Here is a 23,919-nt window from a genome sequence, read left to right on the forward strand (position 1 = left end):
TTCGGATCACCTGGCTGTCGCCCGGTGTCCGACCGGTGTTACCGCGGGTGGGGGCCGCTCACCCGAACAGCCGAGCCGCCACGAGGGGGCGTTGCGTGGTGGGCGAGCTGACCGAGCTGTTGACGCTCCACCGGTACCGGGTGAAGCCGCCGGTGGCGTCGGAGGCGTAGAACATCATGTGCCCGTACCCGGCCCCGAGGTGCTGGGTGTCGGCGTCCACGATCCGGCTGTCCGGGAACGAGGAGTAGTCCCCGACGCCGAACACCCCGTGCGGCTCGGACGTGCAGTCCACGATCTCCACCGCGTGCTGCGCCTCACCGGGGTAGGACAACCGCCGGTCGTAGAGGCCCTTCACGCCGCGCACCATCACGATGTGCCCGGTGTTGCCGCCGTCGTCGGTGCGGAAGTCGATCGCCACCAGGTCGCCCGGCCGCAGGTCCTCGACCTTCCCGACCTCCTCGAAGTGCGGCACGCCCCCGCCCGCGAACCCGTTCAGGTAGTCGCGCGCGTACGGGCTGCGCGACCCGAAGTGCTTCGCGAAGAACCGCCCCGTCGCCCACTTCGGGTACGCCCGCTTCAGCACCGCCGTCACGAACGACGCGCACTGGCTCTGGTTCACCCAGCCGTCGGGCTGCCCCGGCTTCCCCCACCGCACCACGTTGCGCTGTGTCGGTTCCTTGTAGACGTTGTTCGCGGGCAGCAGGTTGTCCACCAACCGCTCGGCCACCACCAGGTGCCGCGGTCCCGCGAGTCCGGTCACGGCGCCGTCGAGAGTCGCCCGAGTGCTTCCCATGGCGGGAACGATAGGCAACCGACTCGCGAAGCCCGGCCGCTGGGGGTTGTTCCCCAGGTCAGCCGGGCTCCGGGCAGAGGTCGACGGTCATGTCCGCGCTTCCCGTCTAGTTGAGGAACACCATGAAGAGCGCCGTCAGGACGGTCATCGACGTGAGGGCCGTCGCCAGGCCGGTCATCGCGGTCCCCGCCGTGATGAGCAGGGTGGAGACCACGGCGATCAGCTTGCGGAGCAGGCGCGAGAGGGCGATCACGACGATCATGGCAACGACGAGCCCGGTGAACACGTAGGGGCTCCAGCTGGTGGACCCGGCGGTCTGGGCGAGGGTCTGGATGGTGGACATCGAGCGCTCCCTTGGTAGATGGACCTTGGGACTTCAGTTGATAACTGAAATTCACTGAACTCCAGTGAGGTTTAGTGTAAGACCAGTGTGAGGCGCTGACAAGGCAAAATGGTGGACAAGTCCCGCTTGACCTGCCCCGATCGGGCGGTATCCCGAAGTTAGGGGGACCTGATAGAGGGACGAGATCGTGTATGTTGCACACTTCAGCAAGTAGACTGAAGTTCACTGAAGGGCTCAGCACTTGCCAGTCGACCGGCCGTCCCCAGCACTCGCGCACCGCCTCAAGGCGTTGCGCCTGGAGAGCTGGCCAGGTGTCGCCATCACCCAGAAGCAGCTCGCCACGGCCTTCGGCGCCAGCTCACCCCTGCTGTCGTCGTGGGAGGCGGGCAAGGTGCCGCCGCTGGCCAGGCTGGCCGCCTACGCCACGTTCTTCGCCACCAGGCGGTCGGTGGAGGTCGAGCCCTACCGGGTCCCCGACCTCTCGGAGCTGACCGCGGAGGAGAACGCGCTGCGCGAGCGGCTGCTGGAGGAGCTGGCCGAGCTGGCCGGTTCCGGCGCACCAGGCCGGAGCTTCTGGTACTTCCCGGACAGGTACGACATCACCATCGTCGTCGCCCAGCTGACCGAGGAGCAGATGCCGCTGACGCCGTACACGGACCCGTTGAGCCCGGACTACGTGGAGCTCTACACCTACGCGGACCTGGACTCGCTGATCGAGCTGCACGGCCACATCCGGTCGGTCAACCCCGGCAGCCAGGTCCACTTCCGCACCGCGACCTCGTTGTCCCCCGACGACTACACCACGCACCTGGTGCTGCTCGGCGGTGTGGACTGGAACGTCGTGACCACCGACGTGGTGGACCGCGTCGAGCTGCCGGTGAACCAGGCCCAGCGCCCGGACGTATCCGATGTAGGCGGCTTCGAGGTGCTGGAGGGCGGTGAGTCCAGGGTCATCGAGCCGCTCGTCGTGCACGGCAAGCTCATCCAGGACGTGGCCCAGTTCTACCGGGGGGTGAGCCCCTACAACAAGAAGCGCACTGTCACCATCTGCAACGGCCAGTACGGCCGCGGCACGCTGGGTGCCGTCCGCGCGCTGACCGACTCGAAGTTCCGCGACCGCAACGAGGCATACCTCAAGGCTCGCTTCGCGGGGCACGACGCCTACAGCGTCATCACCCGCGTGACCATCGTGAACGGACAGGTCGTCACACCCGACTGGACGTCACCCGAGAACGTTCTCTTCGAATGGCCGGAGGGCCTGGGGTGACCCCACCGATCGACGCGAGGCACCACAGCTCGCACCGGCAGTTGCTGACCACCGTGGACGGCACCGCGTCCAGGTTGGACGCGATCATCGTGCCGACCAACCGCACACCGGACTACCTGGACACCGCGATGGGCCTGGCCCGCGAGCTGGGGTGCACGCTGCTCCTGCTGTGCAGCCAGAACGCCTCGGTGGAGCGGTCGGAGTCGCTCGCCGCCCAGCGCGGCGTCGACCTGATCGCGGTCGACGTCGACCGGCTGCCCGCCGGGCTGATGCCGTCGTTCCGGACCTCCGAGCTGCTGCTGGCCAACGGTTTCGAGCGCCGCACCGACACCAGCCTGAAGCGCAACCTCGGCCTGCTGTTCTCGCGGGCCGCGGGCTGGGAGCGGGTGGTGTTCCTCGACGACGACATCAAGGTGCCCACCCCGTCCGACCTCGCCGTGGCCGCGGGCCTGGTGGACAGCTACGCGGGCGTCGGCCTGGCCATCGGCGGGTTCGAGGACAACTCGGTGGTGTGCCACGCCCTGCGCGAGGTCGGCGCGTTCCAGGACACGTTCATCGGCGGCGGCGCGCTGGCGATCGGCGCGCACGCGATGACGTCGTTCTTCCCCAACGTCTACAACGAGGACTGGTTCTTCCTCCTCGACGACAACGGGTTGCGCCGCACGGCCATGACGGGCCTGGCGGAGCAGAAGACCTACGACCCGTTCGCCGATCCCGCCCGTGCGCGCACCGAGGAGTTCGGCGACTGCCTCGCCGAGGGCCTGTTCGCGCTGTTCGACGACGGCAAGGGCATCCGGGACGCCGACCTCGCGTACTGGGAGAGCTTCCTGCAGGGCCGCTACCGGCTGATCGAGGGCATCCTGGACAAGGTCGAGCACCCGCTGCGCAGCCGGGAGAGGACGCGGCTGATGACCGCGTCGCTCAACGCCGCGCGCGACCGGTGCCTGCGCATCGCGCCGGGGCTGTGCGTCGACTACCTGGCCGCGCTGGCCGAGGACCGGATCACCTGGCACACGTTCGTCCTCGGCCAGCCCGTGCTGGACGGCCCGGCCGCCGCGATGGCCGCGCTGGGCCTGGTCGGGTCACACCGACAGCATCCGGCGAACTCCCTCGTCGTGGAGGTCGGCGCTCGTGCCCGAGTGCACGACCTCGCCCGCGTCTAGGACGATGAAGCTGTCGGCCAGCCGCAGGGCGAAGTCGAGGTACTGCTCGACCAGCAGCACGGTCATGCCCGCTTCCCCGTGCAGGCGCTCGACGGCGTTCTCGATCTCGTCGATCACCGAGGGCTGGACGCCCTCGGTGGGCTCGTCGAGCAGCAGCAGGCGCGGCCGGGTGATCAGCGCCCTGGCGATGGCCAGCTGCTGCCGCTGACCACCCGACAGGAACCCCGCCGGGCGCTTGAGGAACGAGCGCAGCGCGGGGAAGACGTCGAGCGAGTCGTCGACGGCCGACCGGTCGCGGTGGGTCGTGGCCTCCAGCGCGACCTGGAGGTTCTCCCACACGGTGAGCTGCGGGAACGCGGCGTGGCCCTGCGGGACGTAGGCCATGCCGCGGCGGACGCGCAGGTGGGTCGGCAGACGGGTGATGTCCTCGCCGTCGAGCACGACGCTGCCCGCGCGCGGGGTCAGCGTGCCCATGACGGTGTCGAGCAGCGTCGTCTTGCCGACGCCGTTGCGGCCCATCACGCACACCAGCGACCCCGCGGGCACGGAGAGGTCGACGCCGAACAGGACCTGGGCCCGTCCGTGGGACACGTCCACACCGGACACCTCGAGCATCAGGAGACCTCCTCGGCGGCCGCTCCCCGGACCGCCGACCGGCCGAGGTACACCTCCCGGACCTCCGGGTCGTCCTGCACCTCGGCCACGGACCCCTCGCGCAGGACGCGCCCCTGGTGCATGACGGTGACCTTGCGGGCGTAGCGGCGCAGGAACTCCATGTCGTGCTCGACCACGACCACGGTGTGCGTGGCCGCGATGCGCTGCAACAGCTCGCCCGTGCGTTCCCGCTCGTCCTTGCTCATGCCCGCCACCGGCTCGTCCAGCAGCAGGAGCCGAGGCCGCTGGACGAGGAGCATGCCGATCTCCAGCCACTGGCGCTGGCCGTGCGACAGGACACCGGCGGGCCGGTCGGCGAGCGCGGTCAGCTCCGCGGTCTCCAACGCCGAGGCGACCTCGTCGGAGACGCCGCGGCGCTTGCGCAGCAGCGACGGCAGGGACAGCCGGAACGACGCCGCCAGGTCGAGGTTCTCCAGCACGGTCAGTTCCTCGAACACCGTGGCGGTCTGGAACGTGCGGCCGACTCCCAGCCGCACGATCCGGTGCTCGCGCCGCCCGACGAGCTCGGTGCCGCCGAACCGCACGCTGCCCGCCACCGGTCTGGTCAGCCCGGTGACCACGTCGATCAGCGTGGTCTTGCCCGCGCCGTTCGGGCCGATCAGGAACCGCAGCTCGCCCTCCTCCACGGTGAGGTCGAGCCCGTCCAGCGCGACGAACCCGGAGAAGACGACCCGCAGGCCGCGCACGTCCAGCAGCACCGTCATGCGACCCGCTCCTTCCGCACGCGGGCGGCGAGCCGTTCCCGCGCGCCGGTCACCAGGCCCGCCAGTCCCTTGGGGGCGAACACCAGCACCAGCACGAACAGCCCACCCTGCAGGTACAGCCAGCCCTCCGCGAAGTCCTCGCTGAACGCGGTCTTCGCGTAGTTGACCAGGATCGCGCCGCCGATCGCGCCCGCCAGCACGAACCGGCCGCCGACCGCGACCCCGACCAGCAGCTCCAACGACGGCACGATCCCCAGCAGCGCGGGGGAGATGATGCCCACGATCGGCACGAACAGCGCGCCCGCCAATCCGGCCATCACCGCCGACATGGTGAACGTGACCGTCTTGACCACGGCCGGGTCGTAACCGAGGAACCGGACGCGGTCCTCGCCGTCGCGCACGGCGACCAGCAGCCTGCCGAACCGGCCGCGGATCACCAGCCGCGCCACCAGGTACACCAGGCCCAGCACGACCGCCGCGATGGCGTAGACGGCGCGCTGGCCGTTCGGGTCGGTGAGGTCGAGCTGGAAGAACCGGCTGAAGTTGGTCAGCCCGTTGGTGCCGCCGGTGATCCCCTGCCTGCCGACCAGCAGGATCACGAACGCGGCGGCGAGCGCCTGCGACAGGATCGCGAAGTAGGCGCCGCGCACCCGTTGGCGGAACACCAGCAGCCCCAGCAGGAACGCGACCAGACCGGGCACCAGCACGACCGCGGCGAGGGCGAAAACGGGGTTGGCGAACGGTTTCCACAACGCGGGCAGCTCCTCGACACCGCTCCACACCATGAAGTCGGGCAGCCCGGCCGACCCGGCCTCGCTGAGCTTGAGGTACATCCCCATCGCGTAGCCGCCGAGGCCGAAGAACACGCCCTGGCCGAGCACCAGCATGCCGCCCTGGCCCCACGCCAGCGCGATGCCGACCGCGACGATCGCGAAGCACAGGTACTTCGCCAGCAGCCCCAACCTGAAGGGGGACAACGTGAACGGCGCCACGGCCAGGAGCAGCACGCACAGCGCCAGCGCGATCCGGGAACTCATACCAGCGACCTCCCCCGGAGCACGAACATCCCCTGTGGACGGACCTGGAGGAACGCGATGACCACCACGAACACCAGCACCTTGGCGAGGCTGGCGTCCGACCAGAACTCCAGGAAGCTGTTGAGCATCCCCAGCGCCACGGCCGCGATCACCGCGCCGCGCAGCTGCCCGAGCCCGCCCGCGACGACGACCAGGAACGCGTCGACGATGTAGAACGTGCCGAGGCCCGGCCCGACCGGGCCGACCAGGGTCAGCGCGACCCCGGCGACCCCGGCCAGCCCCGAGCCCAGCAGGAACGTGAACCGGTCGACCCGCCCGGTCGCGATCCCGCTGTAGGCGGCCAGCTCCCGGTCCTGCACGACCGCGCGCATCCGGCGGCCCTGCGGCGACTTCGCCAGGTACCACCACACGCCGACCACGCACACCACGGCCAGGCCGAGGATGAACAGCCGGTTGTAGGGCATGCGGACGCCCATCAGGTCGATCCCGCCGGTGAGCCAGCCCGGCGCGGTGGCCTGGACGTTGGGCGCGCCGAAGAGGTCGCGGGCCAGCTGCTGCAGGATCAGGCTCACACCCCACGTGAGCAGCAGCGTGTCCAGCGGTCGGCCGTAGAACCTCCTGATGAGCGCCCATTCCAGCAGCAGGCCGAGCAGCCCGGCCACGGCGAAGGCGACGGGCAGCGCCAGCAGGAACGACTGCTCGCCCGCCCAGCCCTGCAACAGGTACGCGGTGTAGGCCCCGGCCATGATGAACTCGCCGTGCGCCATGTTGATCACGCCCATCTGACCGAACGTGAAGGTCAGGCCGAGCGCGATCAGCAGCAGGACGGCGGCGATGCTCAGACCGATGGGCAGCTGGTTCGCCAGCGCCTCCACTAGGGCGCCAACCCCGAGGCCCAGTCGTAGCCCTTCAGGTACGGGTCGGGTGTGATCGGCGCGCCGGAGCTCCAGACCTCCTTGATCTGGCCGTCCGGTTCCACCACGCCGATCCGCGCCGTCTTCGACACGTGCTGGTTCCCGCCGTCGATGGTCGTGGTGCCCTCGGGCGCGTCGATCGCGATGCCGCCCGCGGCCTTCTTCACCGCCTCGACGTCCGTGCTGCCCGCCTTGGTGACGGCCGCGGCCCACAGCTTGACCGCGTTGTACCCGGCCTCCATCGGGTCCGAGGTCACCTTGTCCACGCCGTACTTCGCCTTGAACGCCTTGACGAACGTGTCGTTCGCGGGCGTCCGCGTGGTCTGGTAGTAGTTCCACGCCACGAGGTGGCCCGCCACGTTGTCCGGGCCGATGCCCTTGACCTCCTCCTCGGCGACGCTCACCGACACCACCGGCGTGCCCGCCGCCGTGATGCCCGCGCTGCGCAGCTGCTTGAAGAACGCCACGTTGCTGTCGCCGTTGAGGGTGTTGAACACCGCGTCCGGCTTGGCGTCGACCAGCTTGTTGACCAGGGTGCCGTACTCCGTGTGCCCCAACGGGGTGTACTCCTCGCCGAGCACCTCGATGCCCTTGGCGGCGGCGTACGCCTTGATGATCTTGTTGGCGGTGCGCGGGAACACGTAGTCGCTGCCCACCAGGAACAGCTTCTTCTTGCCCTGCGCGGCGAGGTAGTCCAGTGCCGGGACGATCTGCTGGTTCGTGGTCGCGCCGGTGTAGAAGATGTACGGCGAGCTCTCCAGGCCCTCGTACTGCACCGGGTACCACAGCAGCGCCTTGTTGCGCTCGAACACCGGCAGCATCGCCTTGCGGCTGGCCGAGGTCCAGCCGCCGAACACGGTCGCGACCTTGTCCTGCGAGATCAGCTTCTGCGCCTTCTCCGCGAACGTCGGCCAGTCCGAGGCGCCGTCCTCCGTCACGGGCACCAGCTTCTTGCCGAGCACTCCACCCGAGGCGTTGAGCTCCTCGATCGCCAGCAGCTCCGCGTCCTTCACGGTGACCTCGCTGATCGCCATCGTGCCGCTCAACGAGTGCAGGACGCCGACCTTGATGCCGTCCCCGCCGACACCGGGTGACGCGCCCGTGCCGGGTTCGGAGACGCAGCCCGCCACGAGGACGACGGGGAGGGTGAGGGAGAGGGTGAGTGCCTTCAGGAGTCTCGACCGCATGGGAGTCCTCTCAGCAGTGGAACCTCGAAGCTAAGGAGCGCAGGTGACCGGGGGTGTGCCGCTCGTTACGTTCATGTGGCGAGATGCTCATCGCGGCCCCGGATTGGGCCATTAGGCTCGACGTGCGCCCGGCTGACCGGGTGCTCGGCGGAGCCTGGAGGAAAGTGCATGACGGTCACCGAGGGTCGGCAGAAGTGGCTGACCGTCGCCGAGGAGCTGGCGACGGCGCTGCGCGTCGACGCCGCCGAGCGCGATCGCCTCGGCGAGCCCCCGGTGCGGGAGCTGGACCTGCTGCGGCAGTCCGGGCTGCTGACGATCACCGACTGGACGACCCAGCAGGCGGTCACCAGGGTGGTCGGCGCGGCGGACGCGAACATCGGGCACCTGCTCGGCTACCACTACCTGCAGATCTGGCGCACGGGACTGTTCGACAAGCCGTTCGAGCCGGGGGACAACCTCTTCTGGGCGGGTGTCAGCAACCCGCTGGACGCCGCCCTCTCGCTGACCCCGGCCGAGGACGGCTTCGTCGTCGACGGCCGCAAGACCTTCGCCACCGGCGCGGCCCTCGCGGACCGGCTGGTGGTCAGCGCGACCCGCACCGACACCGGCGAGAAGCTCACGTTCCTGGTCGACGGGCGCGCCCCCGGCATCACCTTCTCGGGTGACTGGGACAACATGGGCCAACGGCTCACCGCCAGCGGCGGCGTCGTGTTCGAGCGGGTCCCGGTGGCCGCCGCGGACGTGCTCGGCAGGCAGCCCGACGACGAGACCTCGCCGCGGCTGTCGCTGGCCTCGCTCGGCTTCCAGCTCGTGCTCTCGCAGCTCCACGTGGCCATCGCCGAGGGCGCGCTGGCCGAGGCCGCCCGCTACACCCGGTCGACCACCCGCCCGTGGTTCCTCAGCGGCGTGGACAGCGCCACCGACGACCCGTACGTGCTCGGCACCTACGGCGAGCTCGTCGCCGGGGTCGAGGCGGCCGGGCTGCTGGCCGACCACGCCTCCCTCGCCCTGCTGGCGGCCTCCGAGCAGGGGGAGGCGCTGACCGCCGAGCAGCGCGCGGCGACCGCGGCGGCGATCTCGTCGGCCAAGGTGTTCTCCACCGGGGTCGTGATCGAGACCACCGGCAAGGTGTTCGAGCTGTGCGGCGCCCGTGCCACCGCTTCCGGCTACGGGTTCGACCGGTTCTGGCGCAACGCGCGCACGCTGACCCTGCACGACCCGGTGAGCTACAAGGCCCGCGAGGTGGGGGAGTACTTCCTGACCGGCGGGCGGCCGCCCTACACCGGGTACAGCTGATGGAGCCGGTGCTCGCGCACAGCGTGCGCCTGGCCGACGACGGCGTGCACGTCCTGGACCGCCGCAGCTTCCCGTTCGAGCGGACCTGGGTGCGCTGCGCGACCGTCGCCGACGTCGCCAAGGCGATCGAGGACATGGTCACCCAGTCCTCCGGCCCGTACTTCGCCGTGCTGTGGGGCATGGTGCTCGCCGCCCGCGAGGCGTCCGGCCTGGACGCGGCGGACGCCCGCGCCCACGTGGGCCGGGCCGGTGAGCTGCTGGAGGCCACCCGGCGGACGAACAACCACCTGCGCAAGGCCGTCGCCGCGGTGCTGACCGCCGTCGACGCCGCCGGTCCGGTCACCGGCGCGGCCCTGGAGGCCGCCGCGCTGGCCGGTGCCGTGGCCGGTGACGAGCGGTACCGGTCGCGCAGCCGCGCGCTCGGCACGGCCACCGCGGCCCTGCTGCCCGCCGACGGCTGCGTGCTCACGCACTGCTGGGCCGACCTGTACCTGACCGAGACCGTGGCCGCCGCCCACCGCGACGGCAAGCGTTTGCGGTTCATCTGCACGGAGACCCGTCCCTACCTCCAGGGTGCCCGGCTCACCGCCGAGACGCTGGCCGAGATGGGCGTGGACACGACGTTGATCACCGACGGGATGGGCGCGGCCGTGCTCAGCTCGGGTGAGGTGGACGCGCTGGTCACGGCGGGGGACCGGGTGACGATGGACGGGCACGTGGTCAACAAGGTCGGCACACTGGGGCTCGCGGTGGCCGCGCACGCGTTCGACGTCCCGTTCCTCGCCCTGGTGCAGGCACCGGACCGGCTGGCGCCGACCGCGGCCGACGTGCCGATCGAGTACCGCCCCGGCGAGGAGGTGCTGAGCACCCTGGGCAGGCGCACCGCGAGCGACCGGGTGCGCGGCCTCTACCCGGCCTTCGACGTGACGCCACCGCGGTTCGTCACGTCCGTGGTGACCGACCGCGGCGTGTTCGCGCCGGACCGGCTCGCCGACTACTACCGAGGAGAACAGCAGTGAGCAGCCCGACGTGGGTCGTCCTGGACATCGAGGGCACCCTCAGCTCGACCCACCAGGTGTTGGTCGTCCTGTACGACTACGCCCGCCCGCGCCTGGGCCCGTGGATCGACGGCCACCCCGACGACCCGGCCGTCGTCGAGGCCGTCGCGGAGATCCGCGAGCTCGCCGGACTGCCGGGGTCGGCGGGCACGCCCGAGCTGGTCGCCGTGCTGCACGACTGGATGGACCGCGACCAGAAGGTCGGTCCCCTCAAGGCGTTGCAGGGCCTGGTCTGGCAGCAGGGCTACCGCGACGGCGACCTCCTCGCCGAGCTCTTCCCCGACGTCGTCCCCGCCCTGAAGTCGTGGCACGGGAACGGGTCCCGCCTCGCCGTGTTCTCCTCCGGCTCGGTCGCGGGGCAGGTCGCGTTCTTCGGCCACACGACCGAGGGTGACCTGACGGGGTTGTTCGAGCACCACTTCGACACCGTCAACGCGGGCCCGAAGCGCGAGGAGGCCTCGTACCGGGCCATCGCCGCCGTGCTGGACGCCCCCGCCGACGAGATCGTGTTCTACTCCGACGTCCCCGCCGAGCTGCACGCCGCCGCGGCCGCGGGCTGGGGCACCGTCGGCGTCGCCCGTGACGGCGAGCCCTACGGCGACGCCGACTTCGGTCCACACCGGACGGTGCGCTCCCTGTGATGGACATCGACGACGCCGGGCGCGCACTGGCCGCCGAGTGCGCCCGCTACACCGCGATGGGCTGGATGCGCGGCACCTCCGGCAACCTCTCCGTCGTCCTCGACCGCGACCCGCTGCGCCTCGCCGTCACCGTCAGCGGCCGCGACAAGGGCGAGCTGACCGCTTCCGACGTCGTCGTCATCGACGCCCACGGCACCACCACCGACCCCGTCCGCGTCCCTTCGGCCGAGGCGGGCCTGCACGGCCGCATCGCCGCCGTCTCCGGTGCCGGCGCGGTCGTCCACGTCCACGCCATGGCCCCCGTCGTCGCGGGCGAGTACTGGCCCGGCGGCGTCCACCTGCGCGACCTCGAGATGCTCAAGGGTTTCGGCCGCGCCGCCCACGACGACACCGTCACCATCCCGGTCGTCCCCAACTCCCAGGACATGCAGGTCCTCGGCGACGCCTTCGAATCCCACCACCGCCCCGACACCCCGGCCTTGATCGTGGCCCGCCACGGGGTGTACGTGTGGGGTGACGACCTCCACCAGGCCCGCCACCGCCTCGAATGCCTGGACTGGCTGCTCCGCTTCACCGTCGAGACAAGGGGAACCCGATGACCCTGCTGACCGTCTGGCCCGACACCGACCCGTCCACGGTGCTGCTGCGAACCACCTCACCCGACGACATCCTCGTAGAGCTCAAACGCCTGGGCGTCCGCTACGAGAACTGGCCCGTCATCGACGGCCTCCCACCCACCCCCTCCTCCGACGAGGTCCTCGACGCCTACCGCACCAACGTCGACCGCATCATCGACACCGAGGGCTACATCCTCGTGGACGCCATGCACATGACCCCCTCCGACGACCCGGACTGGTTGAGCAAGGCCTCCGAGGCCCGCCAGAAGTTCCTCGCCGAACACACCCACGACGACGACGAGGACCGCTTCTTCGCCCGCGGCTCCGGCGTCTTCTACCTCCACATCGACAACCGCGTCTACGGCATCCTCTGCGAAGCAGGCGACCTCCTCAGCGTCCCCGCCAACACCACCCACTGGTTCGACATGGGCACCTCCCCGAACTACGTCTCCATCCGCTTCTTCCACGACGACGACGGCTGGGTCGCCAACTTCACCGGCAACGACATCGCCAAGAACTTCCCCACCTACGACCAACTAATGGCCAACCACCACCAATAGCCCCACCACAAACAGGCCTTCGGCCAACACAGACGAGCCACCCACCCCTCCACGCTGGGCGCAGCCCGCCAACACGCATCCGGCGCGAAGCGCCTGGGGCTCTGTCCGACGCGCAGCGAGGATCCCAACGTTGGGCGCAGCCCGCCAGCGCGCATCCGGCGCGGAGCGCCCGGGGCCTTGTCGGCGCGAGCCGATGCCTTGTCCGCCGCGAAGCGCGGATGCCCTGTCCGACGGCGAAGCCGAGGATGCAGTGTCGGACGGAGTCCGATGCTGGCGAAGCCAGACTTCCCCTCTGCCCCCGATCCACAGCGCCCTCCTGCTTGATCTTGCTTGTCAAGACAGCTTCACCGTCTTGACAAACTAGGGCAGGGCATTGAGACAATCGCGCGCCGGGGGCCGGGCTCCGCCAGAGGGTGGGCACCCCAGAACACGCACAAAGCCCAGAACACGCCCAGGTGACCACAACGCAACCACCCCCAACCCCCACCCCCTAAAGCCCCTCCAACTCCCCCTCAAGATTCCTCCGAGCCCCCACCTCCCAAAGCCCCCTCCCCACCTCCGTCACAAACAACTCCCCCTTCCCCAGCAACGCCCTCAAAACCCCCGCCCTCCCCACCCTCCAAGCCTCATCCGGCACATGCGCGTACTCCGACCGCACCGCCGCCCGATACCTCTCGTACCCCACCGGATCCGACCCCAGAATCGCCAGGTCCGCATCCAGCAGCACCGCCGCCAACCGATCCCCTGGCGCCGCCTCGTGCGTCAACGTCGCGAGCACCAGCTCCTGCACCCGAGCCGTGTCCTCGCCCGCCACGCCCGCGGCCGACAACTGATCACGCGCCCACTCCGCGCTGCGCCGCTCGTCATCCCCCGGCTTCCCGTCGTACACGACGTCGTGCGCCAACGCCGCCAGCGTCACCAGCGCCCGATCGCGCTCGCATTCGTCCGCACCAAGCAGAAGCGCGTCCCGGACGACCTGCTTCACGTGGTCGGTGTTGTGGTAGCCCCGATGGGGCTCGGTGTACCGCTCGCACAGGTCCGTCGGCTTGGGCACCCCACCCAGGACCCGCACCGCGTCGTCCCACAGAGCTTCCACCTCACACCCCCGGTGCCAGCGTCACGGTGAAGCAGGCGCCGCCTTCCGGGGCGGGGCCCGCTGTGATCGTGCCACCCAGGCGGGTCACCAGACCGTGCACGAGCGCGAGTCCGATCCCTGTTCCCACGGGCCGGGAGAGCTCGTACTTGGCGTGCAGGGCACCGCGGTCGAAAGCGATTCGGTAGTCCTCGTCGGACAGTCCGGGGCCGCCGTCGCGGACCTGGAGCACGGAGCTGAGCGACAGCACCACCGGACGGCCGGTGGGCGTGACGCGGACGGCGTTCTCCAGCAGGCCGTCCATCACCTGCCGGATCCGCCGGGCGTCGGTCCGGACGACCACCGGGTGGATCGGCATCTCCAGGGTGAACTTGAGGCCCTTGGCCGCGCAGCGGGCGTGCCACACGTCGGCGGCCGAGCGCACCACCGGTACGAGGTCGACGTCGGCGACGTCCAGCCGGAAGTCGTCGGCACCCAGCCGCGCGAGGTCGAGCAGGTCGGTGACCAGGCGGTCGAGGCGCTGCGACTCCTCGTGGATGGTGCGGCCCACCTCCACCACGTCCGACCCCGTCACGACCCCGTCGGCCAGCGACTCGGAGAACCCGATCACCGCCGTCAACGGCGTCCGCAGCTCGTGCGACACCGACAGCAGGAAGTCCCGCTGCCGCGCCTCGCTGTGCTGCAACGCGTCCGCGAGCCCGTTCACCGCGATGGCCACGTCGGACACCTCGACCGGCCCGTGCTCCGGCGCCCGCAGGTCGCGGCGGCCGGAGCTCATCGCCATCGCGACCCCCGCCGTCCGACGCAGCGGTCTCGACAGCAGGTTGCCCAGCAGCCCACCCGCGACCGCCGCCAGCGCCAGCCCGAACGCCAGCGCCAACGCGATGTTGCGGATCAGCTTGCGCGTCGTGTCGCCCGCGTAGTCCGCCCTCTGCACGAGCGCGAACCTGTCCCGCACCTCCACGATCCACAGCCCCGTGACACCGCTCTTGCGGTTGGCGTCGCGAACGGCCTGCACAGCGGCCGCGTCACCGCGCAGCGCACCACCCACCCCGATCCGCACGACCGAGATCCCCTGGCCTTGCAGGATCTCCACGACCCGACCCCTGGGGGTCTCGCCGATCTGGTCGTTCACCACGTCGGCCTGGTTCGCCAACGTCGTCCGCGTGACGTCCCGCGCGGTGGTGATCACCAGCCGCACCGACACGAACCCGGCCACCAGCACCGCGATCCCGGCGATCACGACCGTCAACGCGGTGATCCGCCCCGCCAGGCTCGTCTTGGCCAGACTCCTCTTCACCGGGCTCGTCTTCTCAGGCCCCACCTTCCCCCTGCCCACCTTCCAGGGACCCACCTTCCCCGCCCCCGGACCGACTTCCCCTGGGCCAACTTCCCCAGGACCGTTCTCCCCTGGGCCCGCGTTCGCGGAACTCGTCCTCACGGCGCCTCCGCCGAGTAGCCGACCCCGCGCACCGTGCGGATCGGGCTGTGCGCACCGAGCTTCGCCCGCAGCTGCGCCACGTGCACGTCGACCGTCCGCGTACCCGCCGCGGCCGCGTACCCCCACACCGCGCTGAGCAGCTGCTCCCGCTCGAACACCCGACCGGGGTGCCGCATGAGGTGCGCGAGCAGCTCGAACTCCGTCGACGTGAGCGCGACCTCCTCCTCGGCCGCCCACACCCGACGCCGCTCGACGTCCAACCGCACCGCGCCCACCACGTGCTGCGCCGCCGCACCCGAGTGCGCACCGCGCCGCAGCACCGTGCGCACCCGAGCGGCCAGCTCCCGCGGGCTGAACGGCTTGGTCACGTAGTCGTCGGCACCCATCTCCAGGCCCAACACCCGGTCGACCTCGTCGTCCCGCGCCGTCACGAACAGCACCGGCGTCCAGTCACCCGCCGCCCGCATCGTCCGGCACACCTCGACGCCGTCCATCCCCGGCAGCCCCACGTCGAGCAGCACCGCCACCGGTTTCAACCGCCGCAGCGCACCCAACGCCGCCTGCCCGTCGGCCTCGACGTGCACACCGAAGCCGTCCCGGCGCAGGTACAACGAGATCAGGTCGGAGATGGCGCGCTCATCCTCGACCACCAGCACGAGGCCGCGGGCAGACTGGTCCGGTTGCACGGTGGGCAATGCTGTCACGGTTGGTCGAGATCGGCCTCGATGCCGTTCAACGTCGACTCGATGCTGCTCAGCTCCCCGTCGGGGTTGCCGCTCCGCGGCGTCGCCTCGTCCTGGCACCCGGACAGCCCCACCACCGCCATCAGCGCGAAGACGACAGCCAGGGCTCTCACTTCGTGCCACCGGGGTAGTTGCAGTGCTCGGACTGGAACGTGTCGATCCGCTTCTGCGCGTCACCCAGCTTGGTCAGCTTCTCGCCGCGCAGCTCCTTGCGCGCGTCGAACAGCTTCGCCTTCGCCTCGTGCCCGGCGTCCCGAGCGGCCTTGGCCTGCGCCTCCAGCCACTTCGTCGAGCCACGGGTGTTCTCGTCGCCGTTGATCCGGTCGGTCGCGGCCTTGATCCGCGCCTCGATCTTCGGCACCCGCTCCTCGCACCGCTGCTTCACCTGGTCGGCACTGATCGTCATCGGCGCCGGCCCTGTCGGCGTCTCGTCCGCACTCGCGACACCGGTCAACGCGAGGCCCAGCATCGCGGTGCTGCCCGCGACGGCGAAAATTCGAGTCCATGAGGTCATGGGGAGAACTCTGACCGAGTTCGATGAGTGATCCATACGGCGAATGTTCGGGTTCTGCAAAGGCGTCGGCGGGGCTCCTCCTACGGTGCGGAAGCGAGGCGGTTCACCCCGCCCCGATCCCCCGGAAACCCTCGTCGGCCGCCTCCCGGTACCGCGGGAACCGCCGCTCCAGCACCATCAGCCACCCGGTCACGTGCAGCCTCCGCAGCCGGAGGTGGAACGCCAGGTCGACCACCTGCGGGTACGCACGCGCCGCGGCCATGCCGTCCAGCCTGCTCGTGAGCGCCAAGCACGCGAGATCCCAGGCGACGGGGCCGTGCCAGGTGTCCTCGAAGTCGTTCCAGAGCGGGCCGTGCGGGGTCAGCAGGAGGTTGCCGGGGTGGGCGTCGCCGTGCAGCGGCCGGGACCCGGTGGTGGGCCAGGTCGCGGCGAGGGTGTCGCGTTCGGCGGTGAAGGCGGCCAGCTCGTCGGGGGAGCGGGTCCAGGTGGTGATGGCGTGGTCGACGTCGGACAGCGGCAGGCGGGTCGGGAGCGGGTCGGGGTAGTCGAGCAGTTCGGTGTGCAGCTCGGCCAGTCGTGCCGCGAAGGACGTGGGGACCCACGTCGGGTCGTGGGGGACGTGCTGGGCGAAGCTCACGACGAGGTCGTCGTGCACGAACGGGCCTGGTGGGAACAGGGGGCTCGCGGGGACGACGGGGACGCCGCGCGCGGCCAGCCAGCGCGTCACGGACTCGGCGCGGCGGAAGTGGCCGAGGACGTCGGGGCGGCCGAGCGCGGTGGACGTGGCGACGCGGGCCACGACGGGGGCGGGGCGGAGGTGGACGAGGAGGTTGCTGGCGTCGCGGAGCACGACGGGGGTGTCGACGCGGACGTCGTGGGACCTGGCGACGGCCACGGCGGCGCGGATGCCACGGGCGGTCAGGTCGTCCACGGGGTCACCCCGCGGTGAGGTTGGCGGTGAGCCTGCGCAGCGCGAGGCGGAGCTGGTCGATCTCGGCCTCGGGCATCCCCATGGCGGCTCCGATGGACGCGGGCACGTCGCGGGCGGCCTCGCGCAGGGCGCTGCCCTCGGGGGTGAGGCCGACCTGGACTGAGCGCTCGTCGTCGGCCCGGCGCTGCCGGGTGACCAGGCCCGCTGACTCCAGGCGCTTGAGCAGCGGCGTCAACGTGCCGTAGTCCAGCTGCAGGGTGTCGCCCAGGTCCTTGACCGGCATGGACTCCCGGTCCCACAGGGCGAGCATGACGAGGTACTGGGGGTAGGTGAGCCCCAGGTCCTGCAGCAGCGGCCGGTAGGCGGCGGTCACCGCCCTGGAGGCGGCGTACAGCGCGAAGCACACCAGGTCGTCGACCGGGGACTCCTGCTCTTCGGGCACGGCGTTCATCTGGTCACCCCTTCCGGTTCACCTCCCATGATGCCACGTGTGCCATTAGCCACTACGCAACTAACTTGCGTACAAGTTAAACGTTCGCTAGTTTTGCTCTCGGCAGCAGCGACCTGAAGGAGAGCAACGATGAGCAGCAGCACCCCCACCGTCGTCCTGGTCCACGGCGCGTTCGCGGACGGCTCCAGCTGGGCGCAGGTCGTCGAGCGCCTGCGGGCGCAGGGCGTCGAGGCGCTCGCCGTGGGCAACCCGCTGCGGGGCCTCACCCACGACGGCGAGTACGTGGCGAGCCTCGTCAAGCAGATCGACGGCCCGGTCGTCCTGGTCGGCCACTCCTACGGCGGCCCGGTCATCACCTACGCGGGCTCGCGGGCCGACAACGCGAAGGCCCTCGTTTACGTGGCCTCGTTCGGCGTCGACAAGGGCGAGAGCGCCCTCGGCTCGGTGGCGGAGTTCCCCGAGGTCGAGCTGGCCACCTCGCTCGTGCCGCACCAGTTCCCCTCCGGTGACGGCACCGACACCGAGTTCACGATCCGCGAGGACGTGTTCGCCAGCGTGTTCGCCGCCGACCTCCCGGCCGAGGTCACGGCCGTCGCCGCGGTCAGCCAGCGCCCGGTGGCGCAGGCCGCCCTCGGCGAGCCGCTGGGCGTCGAGCCCGCGTGGAAGGCGCTGCCGTCGTGGTTCGCCGTGGCGACCGCCGACAACGCCATCCACCCGGACTCGCAGCGCGCCGCCGCCAAGCGCCTCGGCGCCACGACCATCGAGGTCGAGGGTGGTTCGCACGCCATCGCCGTGTCGCACCCGGACGAGGTCGCCGCGCTCGTGCTCGCGGCGGTGCGCTCGCTCGGCTGACCGGGAGGTGGACCGAGGGGCCCGCCTCACGGGGTGGGCCCCGTTCACCTGTCCGGGTTCCCCTGTGGACGCCGGGACCTGATCCACTATGGATGTGCTGGCCACGCCCCCACGGGGGTCTCGGGAGCGTCCCGACCCCGATGTGACCTGGGCAACGCGGGCGCGGGGCAGTCCTCCCCCGACATGTACCCGCCGATAGCGCGGTCTACGATCCGGTGAGCCACTGGGCGGTCCTCGCCGTTCGATGGCGCCCGAACGACGTTGGTCCCACCAAGGCCACCATGTAGGTGAACAGTGCAGGAGGCACCGTGACGGCCGTAGTTCCGCAGCCGATCGCTACGCGTCCTTTCCCGGCGCGCGAAGCGGTCAAGGGTTCGTTCCTGCTGCGGATGTTCCGCACCACGGACCACAAGCAGATCGGCATTCTCTACCTCGTCACGTCCTTCGCCTTCTTCATGGTGGGCGGCGCGATGGCCATGCTGATCCGCACCGAGCTGGCTCAGCCGGGGATGCAGTTCCTGTCGAGCGAGCAGTACAACCAGCTGTTCACCATGCACGGCACGGTGATGCTGCTGCTCTACGCGACCCCGATCGTCTTCGGCTTCGCCAACTTCGTCCTGCCGCTGCAGATCGGCTCGCCCGACGTGGCGTTCCCGCGGCTCAACGCCTTCTCGTACTGGCTGTACCTGTTCGGCGGCCTGATCGTGATGTCGGGCTTCGTGACGCCCGGCGGCGCCGCCGACTTCGGCTGGTTCGCCTACACGCCGCTGAGCAACGCCATCCACTCGCCCGGCGTCGGCGCCGACCTGTGGATCGCCGGCCTGGTCATCGGTGGTCTGGGCACGATCCTCGGCGCGGTCAACATGATCACCACGGTGGTCTGCCTGCGCGCGCCCGGCATGACGATGTTCCGCATGCCGATCTTCACCTGGAACATCCTGGTGACGAGCATCCTCGTGCTGCTGGCCTTCCCGATCCTGACCGCGGCCCTGCTGGGCCTGCTGGCGGACCGGCACCTCGGCGCGCACGTGTTCGACCCGGCCAACGGCGGCGTGATCCTCTGGCAGCACCTCTTCTGGTTCTTCGGCCACCCCGAGGTCTACATCGTCGCCCTGCCGTTTTTCGGCATCGTGTCGGAGATCTTCCCGGTGTTCAGCCGCAAACCCGTGTTCGGCTACAACGGCCTGGTCTACGCGACGCTGGGCATCGCGGCGCTGTCCGTGGCCGTGTGGGCGCACCACATGTACGCCACCGGCGCCGTGCTGCTGCCGTTCTTCGCGTTCATGACGTTCCTGATCGCGGTGCCGACCGGCGTGAAGTTCTTCAACTGGATCGGCACGATGTGGAAGGGGCAGCTGACGTTCGAGACGCCGATGCTGTTCTCCATCGGCTTCATCGTGACGTTCCTCTTCGGTGGTCTGTCCGGCGTGCTGCTGGCCGCCCCGGCGATCGACTTCCACGTGTCGGACACGTACTTCGTCGTCGCGCACTTCCACTACGTGCTCTACGGCACCATCGTGTTCGCCACGTTCGCGGGCATCTACTTCTGGTTCCCGAAGATCACCGGCCGGATGCTCGACGAGCCGCTGGGCAAGCTGCACTTCTGGACCACGTTCCTCGGCTTCCACGCGACGTTCCTCGTCCAGCACTGGCTGGGCAACGAGGGCATGCCGCGCCGGTACGCCGACTACCTGGCCAGCGACGGCTTCACCACGCTGAACACGATCTCCACGATCGGCGCGTACATCCTCGGCGCCTCGACGCTGCCGTTCATCTGGAACGTCTTCAAGAGCTACCGGTACGGCGAGGTCGTCACGGTGGACGACCCGTGGGGCTTCGGCAACTCGCTGGAGTGGGCCACGAGCTGCCCGCCGCCGCGGCACAACTTCACCGAGCTGCCCCGGATCCGCTCCGAGCGCCCGGCGTTCGAGCTGCACTACCCGCACATGATCGAGCGCATCCACAACGAGGCGCACGTGACGTTCACGGGCAAGACCATCCCGCACGACGAGGCCACCCCGGCCCTCTCCGAGATGGCCACGAACGTCGTGGAGTCCGGCACGGCGGCCGGCGCCGCCGAGCCCGACCACAAGTAGCCCGACCACCGGTAACCTGAGCACAGGTTCAACGTCGAGCCCCGACAGCCGCCTTGGCTGTCGGGGCTCTTCGCATTCCGGAGGAGTCCAGTGAACAAGGCCAAGGCCACGCCAGTGCTGATCACGGTCACCGGACCGGACAAACCGGGGGTGTCCTCGGTGCTGTTCGCGGTGCTGACCAGGCACGGGGTGGACGTGCTCGACGTCGAGCAGGTCGTCATCCGCGGTCGGCTGGTCCTGGGTGTGCTGGTCGAGGCCGACCACGACCCCGAGGGGCTGCAGGAGTCGGTCGAGCAGGCCATGGCGACGGTGTCCATGCAGGTGGAGATCGAGCTGGGCGCCGACTCCCGGCGCACCGCGCGGCTGGAGTCCAGCCACGTGCTGATCGTGCTCGGCCGCCCGGTGACGGCGCGGGCGTTCACCGAGGTCGCGCGCAGGCTGGCGTCGCTGGGCGTGAACATCGACGCGATCCGCGGTGTCGCCGACTACCCGGTGACCGGCCTGGAGCTGCGGGTCTCGGTCGCCGCCGACACCGCCGAGAGCGACGCCGAGCTGCGGTCCGCGCTGGCCGACGTGTCCGTGCGGGTCGGCCTGGACGTGGCCGTGGAACGCGCGGGCCTGGCCCGCCGGGCGAAGCGCCTGGTGGTGTTCGACGTCGACTCCACGCTCATCCAGGGCGAGGTCATCGAGATGCTGGCCGCGCACGTCGGCTGCGAGGACAAGGTCCGCGAGATCACCGACGCCGCGATGCGCGGCGAGCTGGACTTCACCGAGTCGCTGCGCCGCCGCGTCGCCCTGCTGGAAGGGCTGCCGGAGGGCGTGCTGGACGAGGTCGGCGCGAACCTGGAGCTGACCGCGGGCGCGCGCACCACGATCCGCACGCTCAAGCGGCTCGGCTTCCGCTGCGGGGTCGTGTCGGGCGGGTTCACCAGGGTCATCCAGGGGCTCGTCGAGGAGCTGTCGCTGGACTTCTGCGCGGCCAACGAGCTGGAGGTCGTCGACGGCAAGCTGACCGGCCGGGTGGTCGGCGACGTGGTCGACCGGGCGGGCAAGGCCGTGGCGCTGCGCCGGTTCGCCGAGGAGGCCGACGTGCCGCTGGCGCAGTGCGTGGCGGTCGGCGACGGCGCCAACGACATCGACATGCTCGGCACCGCGGGCCTCGGCGTGGCGTTCAACGCCAAGCCCGCGCTGCGCGAGGTGGCCGACACCGCGCTGTCGCACCCGTTCCTCGACGCCGTGCTGTTCGTGCTCGGCGTGACCAGGGGCGAGGTGGAGGCCGCCGACGCGGCCGACGGGCTGGAGCTGGTGCGGCCGTGAGCGAGGTCCTGGACCTGCTGGTCGGTCGCAGCTACTCGACCGACGAGGAAGACCCCGCGCTGGTGCGCGCCATGCCCGTGGTGCTGCGCATCGAACGCGCCACACCGCCGAGCCGCACCGCGATCCTGGAGGCCGCCGCCGCGGCCGCCATCGCGGTCTGCCTCGACCCGCGCGCCGAGCCGGAGGGGGAGTGGCACGACGAGGTCGTGACGTGGGTCCACGGCCGGATCCGCAAGGTCTCCCGCCGGGCCCGCGGGGCGCACTGGGAGGCCGTGCAGGCCCTGCCCGGTGTGACGATCTCCGTGGACGGCGCCGAGGCCCGCGCGCTCGTGCCCGGCCTGGTCGTGGAGGCGCCCAAGGAGCTCACCCGGTTGCAGATCTCGGGCAGCGAGCTGCCCGAGGACGACCCAGGCCCGCTCCCGGACGGGGTGCCGGTGCTGTGGCTGAACCCGAAGGTGCCGATGACGGCGGGGAAGGCGGCCGCGCAGGTCGGCCACGCGACCATGCTGCTCGCGCCGACGCTGTCCGAGGACCGGCTCAAGGCCTGGATCGCCGCCGACTTCCGCACGGCCGTCCGCACCCCCTCCGCGGAGAGGTGGGAGTCGCTGCTGGCGGCGGGCGCGGTGGCCGTGCGCGACGCGGGGTTCACCGAGGTCGCGCCGGGTACCACGACGGTCGTGGCGGAGTGGCCGGGCGTTTGACCGGTCCGATTCGGGGTAAAGACGAGGTGTGGGCCTATTCGACACGCTCGACGACCGCCTCGGTGACCAGCTGGAGGGTGTGCTGTGCGCGCACCACGACCGGCGCCTCACGAAGCTCGGCTGGGGTGAGGTGCTCGGCGACGGCGCGACGGGGTGGTTCTCGCCCCGCGTGCCGGTCCGGCACGGCAACCGCATCCGGTTGCTGCTCGACGGCTCGGAAGCCCTCCCGGTCATCGCGAAGGCGATCGAGGGGGCCCGCTCCCACGTCCACATCGCCAGTTGGCACGCGAGCCCCGACTTCAAGCTGAGCCGCGAGCCCGGCGAGCCGACGTTCAGCGAGCTGCTCACCACCGTGGCCGACCGCGTCCCGGTCCGGCTGCTGCTGTGGGCGGGCCCGCCGGTGCCGATGTTCGAGCCGACCCGCAAACGCGTGCTGGGCAACCAGAAGGCGTTCACCGAGAACAGCGCCGTGCAGTGCGTGCTCGACTCGCGTGAACGCTCGATGCACTGCCACCACGAGAAGATCGTGGTCATCGACGACGAGGTCGCGTTCGTCGGCGGCATCGACTTCACCGCGCTGGAGGGCGACCGCCACGACAGCCACGAGCACCCTGCGGAACGCCCCATCGGCTGGCACGACCACAGCTCCAAGATCGAGGGCCCCGCCGTGGCGGACGTGGCCGAGCACTTCCGCAGCCGGTGGACCGAGGTGGCGGGCCAGAAACTGCCGAAACCGGTTGTGCCAGCCCCCGTCGGCACGTCGTCCATCCAGGTCACGCGCACGGTGCCGGAACGCAACTACGACTTCGCCCCGCGCGGCGAGTTCAGCATCCTCGACGCCTACATGCGCGCCCTGCGCAGCTCGGAACACCTGGTGTACCTGGAGAACCAGTTCCTCTGGTCACCGGAGATCACCGAGATCCTGATCGACAAGCTGAAGAACCCGCCGAACGACGACTACCGCGTTGTTCTTGTCCTGCCGCGCAAGCCGAGCAACGGGTCCGACACCACCAGGGGGCAGCTGGGCAGGCTGATCGACGCCGACGGGGGGAACGGGCGGTTGGTCGCGTCGACGATCGAGACGCACGACGGGGAGAACACAACGCAGGTGTACGTGCACGCCAAGCTCGGAATCGTGGACGACCGCTGGTTGACTGTTGGATCGGCGAACTTGAACGAGCACTCGCTGTTCAACGACACCGAGGTGAACGTGGTGACGGATGATCCGGTGGTTGCACGGGATACGCGGTTGAGGTTGTGGTCGGAGCACCTGCAACGGCCGGTGGGGGAGATCGACGGGAGTCCGGCGGAGGTTGTGGATCGGGTTTGGAGGGCGGCTATGGAGGGGGAGGGGAGGTTGACCGAGCTGCCTGGGGTGTCTAGGAGGGCGGGGAGGTTGCAGGGGCCGCTTCGGGGGTTGTTGGTGGATGGGTAGGTAGGTGTCGCGGCTGAGGTGAACGGGGTGTCGCTGCGGCCGTGGGCGGTGCGGCCGGCTTGACTTGGGGCCCCTTTTTTGGGCTTCGTC

General features: G+C 70.5%; 26 protein-coding genes. 12 read left to right on the top strand and 14 right to left on the bottom strand.

All coding sequences use genetic code 11. The features are described from left to right. Positions 1 to 58 precede the first annotated feature (58 nt). Together CLV43_RS37575 and CLV43_RS37580 are read right to left on the bottom strand one after the other, a co-directional pair. A complete protein-coding gene (locus CLV43_RS37575; RefSeq protein ID WP_146175060.1) occupies positions 59 to 793 on the bottom strand; it encodes a hypothetical protein in 735 nt (244 codons plus the stop codon). A gap of 106 nt (positions 794 to 899) precedes the next feature. Continuing rightward, on the bottom strand, positions 900 to 1,136 hold the full coding sequence (locus tag CLV43_RS37580) for a hypothetical protein (protein ID WP_106193654.1): 237 nt from the start codon (positions 1,134 to 1,136) through the stop codon (positions 900 to 902). A gap of 241 nt (positions 1,137 to 1,377) precedes the next feature. Between CLV43_RS37580 and CLV43_RS37585 the strand changes: the two genes are divergently transcribed. Both CLV43_RS37585 and CLV43_RS37590 read left to right on the top strand, forming a co-directional pair. Beyond that, on the top strand, positions 1,378 to 2,403 hold the full coding sequence (locus CLV43_RS37585) for a helix-turn-helix domain-containing protein (RefSeq protein ID WP_106193656.1): 1,026 nt from the start codon (positions 1,378 to 1,380) through the stop codon (positions 2,401 to 2,403). Then, positions 2,400 to 3,566 carry a hypothetical protein gene (locus CLV43_RS37590; RefSeq protein ID WP_106193658.1) on the top strand — a complete coding sequence of 389 codons (1,167 nt, stop codon included), beginning with the start codon at positions 2,400 to 2,402 and terminating at the stop codon, positions 3,564 to 3,566. Before CLV43_RS37585 ends, CLV43_RS37590 begins: the two co-directional genes overlap by 4 nt. Here CLV43_RS37590 and urtE read toward each other — a convergent pair. The 5 genes from urtE to urtA are packed head-to-tail and all read right to left on the bottom strand — an operon-like array spanning position 3,486 to position 8,083. Then, positions 3,486 to 4,181: an urea ABC transporter ATP-binding subunit UrtE gene (gene urtE, locus CLV43_RS37595; protein WP_106193659.1), complete on the bottom strand. Its 696-nt coding sequence runs from the start codon at positions 4,179 to 4,181 to the stop codon at positions 3,486 to 3,488. The two genes, CLV43_RS37590 and urtE, sit on opposite strands and share 81 nt — an antisense overlap. Further along, a complete protein-coding gene (urtD, locus tag CLV43_RS37600; RefSeq protein WP_106193661.1) occupies positions 4,181 to 4,945 on the bottom strand; it encodes an urea ABC transporter ATP-binding protein UrtD in 765 nt (254 codons plus the stop codon). The genes urtE and urtD overlap by 1 nt, the downstream gene beginning before the upstream one ends. Further along, the gene (gene urtC / locus CLV43_RS37605; protein WP_106193663.1) at positions 4,942 to 5,982 is read right to left on the bottom strand and encodes an urea ABC transporter permease subunit UrtC; all 1,041 of its coding nucleotides are present in this window, start codon (positions 5,980 to 5,982) and stop codon (positions 4,942 to 4,944) included. The genes urtD and urtC overlap by 4 nt, the downstream gene beginning before the upstream one ends. Beyond that, the gene (gene urtB, locus CLV43_RS37610; RefSeq protein ID WP_106193664.1) at positions 5,979 to 6,857 is read right to left on the bottom strand and encodes an urea ABC transporter permease subunit UrtB; all 879 of its coding nucleotides are present in this window, start codon (positions 6,855 to 6,857) and stop codon (positions 5,979 to 5,981) included. Before urtB ends, urtC begins: the two co-directional genes overlap by 4 nt. Beyond that, entirely contained in the window at positions 6,857 to 8,083 is a 1,227-nt protein-coding gene (urtA, locus tag CLV43_RS37615) for an urea ABC transporter substrate-binding protein (protein ID WP_106193666.1), read from the bottom strand. Before urtA ends, urtB begins: the two co-directional genes overlap by 1 nt. Before the next feature lie 168 nt (positions 8,084 to 8,251). On the opposite strand from urtA, the gene CLV43_RS37620 reads away from it, so the two are divergent. Genes CLV43_RS37620 through CLV43_RS37640 form a run of 5 tightly spaced genes read left to right on the top strand, consistent with a single transcriptional unit; the run spans position 8,252 to position 12,255 of the window. Continuing rightward, positions 8,252 to 9,379 carry an acyl-CoA dehydrogenase family protein gene (locus tag CLV43_RS37620; RefSeq protein ID WP_106193668.1) on the top strand — a complete coding sequence of 376 codons (1,128 nt, stop codon included), beginning with the start codon at positions 8,252 to 8,254 and terminating at the stop codon, positions 9,377 to 9,379. Beyond that, positions 9,379 to 10,398 (top strand): s-methyl-5-thioribose-1-phosphate isomerase, encoded by a 1,020-nt coding sequence (locus CLV43_RS37625; RefSeq protein WP_106193669.1) that lies wholly within the window; start codon positions 9,379 to 9,381, stop codon positions 10,396 to 10,398. Before CLV43_RS37620 ends, CLV43_RS37625 begins: the two co-directional genes overlap by 1 nt. Then, a complete protein-coding gene (gene mtnC / locus CLV43_RS37630; RefSeq protein ID WP_106193671.1) occupies positions 10,395 to 11,078 on the top strand; it encodes an acireductone synthase in 684 nt (227 codons plus the stop codon). Before CLV43_RS37625 ends, mtnC begins: the two co-directional genes overlap by 4 nt. Continuing rightward, complete coding sequence (mtnB, locus tag CLV43_RS37635) at positions 11,078 to 11,677, top strand: methylthioribulose 1-phosphate dehydratase (protein ID WP_106193673.1); 600 nt, start codon at positions 11,078 to 11,080, stop codon at positions 11,675 to 11,677. Before mtnC ends, mtnB begins: the two co-directional genes overlap by 1 nt. After that, a complete protein-coding gene (locus CLV43_RS37640) occupies positions 11,674 to 12,255 on the top strand; it encodes a 1,2-dihydroxy-3-keto-5-methylthiopentene dioxygenase (protein WP_106193674.1) in 582 nt (193 codons plus the stop codon). The genes mtnB and CLV43_RS37640 overlap by 4 nt, the downstream gene beginning before the upstream one ends. A gap of 490 nt (positions 12,256 to 12,745) precedes the next feature. Here the strand turns inward: CLV43_RS37640 and CLV43_RS37645 are convergent, their stop codons facing one another. From CLV43_RS37645 to CLV43_RS37670, 7 genes are all read right to left on the bottom strand, one after another. Further along, on the bottom strand, positions 12,746 to 13,351 hold the full coding sequence (locus tag CLV43_RS37645) for an HD domain-containing protein (protein WP_106193676.1): 606 nt from the start codon (positions 13,349 to 13,351) through the stop codon (positions 12,746 to 12,748). Between the two features lies 1 nt (position 13,352). After that, positions 13,353 to 14,648, bottom strand: a complete 1,296-nt coding sequence (locus CLV43_RS37650) for a HAMP domain-containing sensor histidine kinase (RefSeq protein ID WP_245887263.1) — start codon at positions 14,646 to 14,648, stop codon at positions 13,353 to 13,355. A gap of 137 nt (positions 14,649 to 14,785) precedes the next feature. Next, positions 14,786 to 15,475: a response regulator transcription factor gene (locus CLV43_RS37655; RefSeq protein WP_245887266.1), complete on the bottom strand. Its 690-nt coding sequence runs from the start codon at positions 15,473 to 15,475 to the stop codon at positions 14,786 to 14,788. A 14-nt stretch (positions 15,476 to 15,489) separates the two neighbouring features. Beyond that, a complete protein-coding gene (locus tag CLV43_RS48145) occupies positions 15,490 to 15,645 on the bottom strand; it encodes a hypothetical protein (protein WP_170156190.1) in 156 nt (51 codons plus the stop codon). Beyond that, the gene (locus CLV43_RS37660) at positions 15,642 to 16,046 is read right to left on the bottom strand and encodes a hypothetical protein (protein ID WP_146175061.1); all 405 of its coding nucleotides are present in this window, start codon (positions 16,044 to 16,046) and stop codon (positions 15,642 to 15,644) included. Before CLV43_RS37660 ends, CLV43_RS48145 begins: the two co-directional genes overlap by 4 nt. Positions 16,047 to 16,149: 103 nt before the next feature. After that, positions 16,150 to 16,977, bottom strand: a complete 828-nt coding sequence (locus tag CLV43_RS37665) for a phosphotransferase (protein WP_106193681.1) — start codon at positions 16,975 to 16,977, stop codon at positions 16,150 to 16,152. Positions 16,978 to 16,981: 4 nt separating this feature from the next. Next, positions 16,982 to 17,428: a MarR family winged helix-turn-helix transcriptional regulator gene (locus tag CLV43_RS37670; protein ID WP_106193682.1), complete on the bottom strand. Its 447-nt coding sequence runs from the start codon at positions 17,426 to 17,428 to the stop codon at positions 16,982 to 16,984. Positions 17,429 to 17,557: 129 nt separating this feature from the next. Here CLV43_RS37670 and CLV43_RS37675 point away from each other — a divergent pair, with 129 nt between their 5' ends. From CLV43_RS37675 to CLV43_RS37695, 5 genes are all read left to right on the top strand, one after another. Then, positions 17,558 to 18,280: an alpha/beta fold hydrolase gene (locus CLV43_RS37675; RefSeq protein WP_106193683.1), complete on the top strand. Its 723-nt coding sequence runs from the start codon at positions 17,558 to 17,560 to the stop codon at positions 18,278 to 18,280. Positions 18,281 to 18,588: 308 nt separating this feature from the next. Then, positions 18,589 to 20,376 (top strand): aa3-type cytochrome oxidase subunit I, encoded by a 1,788-nt coding sequence (gene ctaD / locus CLV43_RS37680; RefSeq protein WP_106193685.1) that lies wholly within the window; start codon positions 18,589 to 18,591, stop codon positions 20,374 to 20,376. Between the two features lie 90 nt (positions 20,377 to 20,466). Then, positions 20,467 to 21,693 carry a phosphoserine phosphatase SerB gene (gene serB / locus CLV43_RS37685; RefSeq protein WP_106193687.1) on the top strand — a complete coding sequence of 409 codons (1,227 nt, stop codon included), beginning with the start codon at positions 20,467 to 20,469 and terminating at the stop codon, positions 21,691 to 21,693. After that, positions 21,690 to 22,394, top strand: coding sequence for a peptidyl-tRNA hydrolase (locus tag CLV43_RS37690; protein ID WP_245887268.1), 705 nt, complete (start codon positions 21,690 to 21,692; stop codon positions 22,392 to 22,394). The genes serB and CLV43_RS37690 overlap by 4 nt, the downstream gene beginning before the upstream one ends. A gap of 28 nt (positions 22,395 to 22,422) precedes the next feature. Beyond that, positions 22,423 to 23,829, top strand: coding sequence for a phospholipase D-like domain-containing protein (locus CLV43_RS37695; protein WP_106193688.1), 1,407 nt, complete (start codon positions 22,423 to 22,425; stop codon positions 23,827 to 23,829). Positions 23,830 to 23,919 lie beyond the last annotated feature (90 nt).

The sequence above is a fragment of the Umezawaea tangerina genome, from assembly GCF_003002815.1.
Classification (GTDB): domain Bacteria; phylum Actinomycetota; class Actinomycetes; order Mycobacteriales; family Pseudonocardiaceae; genus Umezawaea; species Umezawaea tangerina.

Bases quoted from the DNA above. Each gene is read 5' to 3' on its own strand.
- urtE (WP_106193659.1), bottom strand. From the start codon at position 4,181: ATGCTCGAGGTGTCCGGTGTGGACGTGTCCCACGGACGGGCCCAGGTC.
- CLV43_RS37575 (WP_146175060.1), bottom strand. From the start codon at position 793: ATGGGAAGCACTCGGGCGACTCTCGACGGCGCCGTGACCGGACTCGCG.
- urtD (WP_106193661.1), bottom strand. From the start codon at position 4,945: ATGACGGTGCTGCTGGACGTGCGCGGCCTGCGGGTCGTCTTCTCCGGG.
- CLV43_RS37675 (WP_106193683.1), top strand. From the start codon at position 17,558: ATGAGCAGCAGCACCCCCACCGTCGTCCTGGTCCACGGCGCGTTCGCG.
- urtA (WP_106193666.1), bottom strand. From the start codon at position 8,083: ATGCGGTCGAGACTCCTGAAGGCACTCACCCTCTCCCTCACCCTCCCC.
- CLV43_RS37580 (WP_106193654.1), bottom strand. From the start codon at position 1,136: ATGTCCACCATCCAGACCCTCGCCCAGACCGCCGGGTCCACCAGCTGG.
- mtnB (WP_106193673.1), top strand. From the start codon at position 11,078: ATGGACATCGACGACGCCGGGCGCGCACTGGCCGCCGAGTGCGCCCGC.
- CLV43_RS37625 (WP_106193669.1), top strand. From the start codon at position 9,379: ATGGAGCCGGTGCTCGCGCACAGCGTGCGCCTGGCCGACGACGGCGTG.
- CLV43_RS37640 (WP_106193674.1), top strand. From the start codon at position 11,674: ATGACCCTGCTGACCGTCTGGCCCGACACCGACCCGTCCACGGTGCTG.
- CLV43_RS37670 (WP_106193682.1), bottom strand. From the start codon at position 17,428: ATGAACGCCGTGCCCGAAGAGCAGGAGTCCCCGGTCGACGACCTGGTG.
- CLV43_RS37620 (WP_106193668.1), top strand. From the start codon at position 8,252: ATGACGGTCACCGAGGGTCGGCAGAAGTGGCTGACCGTCGCCGAGGAG.
- CLV43_RS37660 (WP_146175061.1), bottom strand. From the start codon at position 16,046: ATGACCTCATGGACTCGAATTTTCGCCGTCGCGGGCAGCACCGCGATG.
- urtC (WP_106193663.1), bottom strand. From the start codon at position 5,982: ATGAGTTCCCGGATCGCGCTGGCGCTGTGCGTGCTGCTCCTGGCCGTG.